A 2,564-nucleotide genomic window follows, 5' to 3' on the forward strand; every position below is an offset into this window, starting at 1 on the left:
GGACGAGGCCGCGGTGGTCGCCGCGGCCGGGCGGGCGGGCGTCGGCCTCGACGCGGTGGGGCCGTACCGCATCTCGAACCCGGGCCCCGGCGGCCTGATCTTCGGGTACGCGACGGTCAGCGAACGCGCCATCGCCGAGGGCGTCGCCACGCTGGCCCAAGTCATCAGCGAGCTCTGACCGCGGCGCGGCCCGGGCCCGGAGTGTCACAGGCGGCGGGGGTGCCTTGTCTGAGATGGCGAAGGCTATAAAGGCAGGGAAGGGAGCCATCATGCGAGTGTTCGTCGCGGGCGCCGCCGGTGTCATCGGGCAGCGCCTCGTCCCCATGCTGACGGAGGCCGGCCATGAGGTGACCGGCACCACCCGATCGGCCGCCAGGGAAACCGAGATCCAGCGGCTCGGCGCCACCCCGGTCATCGTGGACGGCCTCGACGCCGACGCGGTGCTCACGGCGGTGGGGCAGGCCAGGCCAGAGGTCATCATCCACCAGATGACCTCGCTGAGCGCGCTGAAGGACTTCCGCAACTTCGACAAGGGCTTCGCGGTCACCAACCAGCTGCGGACCACGGGCACGGACAACCTGCTCGCGGCCGCGCGGGCGGCCGGGACCGGGCGGTTCATCGCGCAGAGCTACACCTCGTGGCCGTACGCCCGCGCGGGCGGCCCGGTCAAGACCGAGGACGACCCGCTCGACACCCGTCCGCCGGCCGCGATGACGGAGTCGCTGCGGGCGATCCGGCACGTCGAGGAGGCGGTATCGGCGTTTCCCGGCGGCGTCGTGCTGCGCTACGGGGGCTTCTACGGGCCCGGCGCGTCGGAGATCATGCTCGCCCCGGTGCGGAAACGGATGCTGCCGGTCATCGGCGGGGGCACCGGCATCTGGTCGTTCCTGCACGCGGACGACGCCGCGGCGGCGACCGCGGCCGCGGTGACCCGGGGCGCGCCGGGCATCTACAACGTCGTGGACGACGATCCGGCGCCCGTGTCGGAGTGGCTGCCGTTCCTCGCCAGGTGCCTCGGCGCGAAGCCGCCGCTGCGCGTCCCCGCCTGGCTGGGACGGCTGCTCGCCGGCGAGGCCGCCGTGGTCATGATGACCGAGATGCGCGGGGCATCGAACGCGAAGGCGAAGCGCGAGCTCGGCTGGTCGCCGCGCTACCCGAGCTGGCGTGACGGGTTCCCCGCGTGGACCGGGAACGCGCCCGCGCTGAGGGCGGTGCACAATGACGCAGCCTGAGGGGACGCAGCCTGAGGGGCGGTCCCAGCCCCCTGCGACCCAGGGGCCCTTCCAGGAGCTCCGGCCGCTGATGTTCTCGATCGCCTACCGGATGACCGGCAGCGTCAGCGACGCGGAGGACATCGTGCAGGAAGCGTTCCTCGGGCTGGCCAGGGGGCTGAGCGAGGGCACCGTGGTGGAGTCGCCGAAGGCCTACCTGGCGACCGCCACCACGCGGCACGCGATCAACCACCTGCGGTCGGCCCGGGTGCGCCGGGAAGCGTACGTGGGCACCTGGCTGCCCGAGCCGCTGGTGGCCGAGGAGGGCCGGCCGCCGCAGCCCGCGGCCGCCCCCGACCCGGCGGAGCGCGCCGAGCTGGCCGACTCGCTGTCGATGGCCTTCCTGGTGATGCTGGAGAGCCTGGCCCCGGTGGAGCGCGCCGTGTTCCTGCTGCGCGAGGTGTTCGGCTACGACTACGCCGAGGTGGCGCGGATCGTCGGCAAGAGCGAGCAGAACTGCCGCCAGATCTTCGCCCGCGCCCGCCAGCACATCGGCGACCGGCGGCCGCGGTTCGAGTCGTCCAGGGCCCAGGGCGAGGAGCTGGCGCGCCGGTTCTTCGCGGCCGCGGCCGGCGGGGAAATGGACGCGCTGCTCGAACTGCTCGCACCGGACGTGGTCTTCGTCGGAGACGGCGGCGGGAAGGCGCTCGCGGTCAAGGAGCCGCTGTACGGACAGGTCCGGGTCGCCCGGTTCATCGCCGGGCTGTTCCGCCGCGGCGCCCAGCTCCATGCCGAGCTGCGGCCGGCGTGGGTGAACGGCCAGCCCGGCGGGCTCGCGCTCGACCCCGACGGACGGGTGATCAGCGTGTTCACGCTGGACATCGCCGACGGGACCGTGCAGGCGATCCGTTCGGTCGTCAACCCGGACAAGCTCGTCCATCTCGGGCCGGTCTCGGATCTGGGCTTGGCCCCTGGCGACGGCTAGCTGGTGCCGGGCAGGGGAACCACGGGCCCGTTCGGGATAAAAATTCCAGGATCCTGGAAAAGGCTCCCGCCAGTCGTGCACATCAGCAGCCGAGCAGGGTAACGCAGGTACACTCAGGCGAAATCTGTCGCGGACAGTATTCATGGGGGATTCGAACCGTGCGCACCGTACCGCCCGTTGTCTGGTGGGGGGATGAGCTCCGGCAGAGAGCGTCCGCCGTTGGCAGCGAGTTCGCTGGGAGGACTGCCCGATGAGTGACGAGGACTGGAAGGGCTGGTACCAGGACGACAAACCCAGCCCGTCCGCGGGCGGGCCGCGCTACGAGCCGAGGTCCGGGTCCGGGTCGGGGTCCGGGTCGGGGTCCGGGT

General features: G+C 72.5%; 2 protein-coding genes. Both read left to right on the forward strand.

From position 1 onward, the window contains the following. Positions 1-269: 269 nt before the first annotated feature. Entirely contained in the window at positions 270-1,232 is a 963-nt protein-coding gene (locus WA805_RS30760; protein WP_424561417.1) for an NAD-dependent epimerase/dehydratase family protein, read from the forward strand. After that, on the forward strand, positions 1,219-2,196 hold the full coding sequence (locus tag WA805_RS30765; protein WP_422339584.1) for an RNA polymerase sigma-70 factor: 978 nt from the start codon (positions 1,219-1,221) through the stop codon (positions 2,194-2,196). Before WA805_RS30760 ends, WA805_RS30765 begins: the two co-directional genes overlap by 14 nt. The last annotated feature ends 368 nt before the right edge of the window (positions 2,197-2,564 follow it).

It is taken from the genome of Trebonia sp. (genome assembly GCF_049794275.1).
Taxonomy (GTDB): domain Bacteria; phylum Actinomycetota; class Actinomycetes; order Streptosporangiales; family Streptosporangiaceae; genus Trebonia.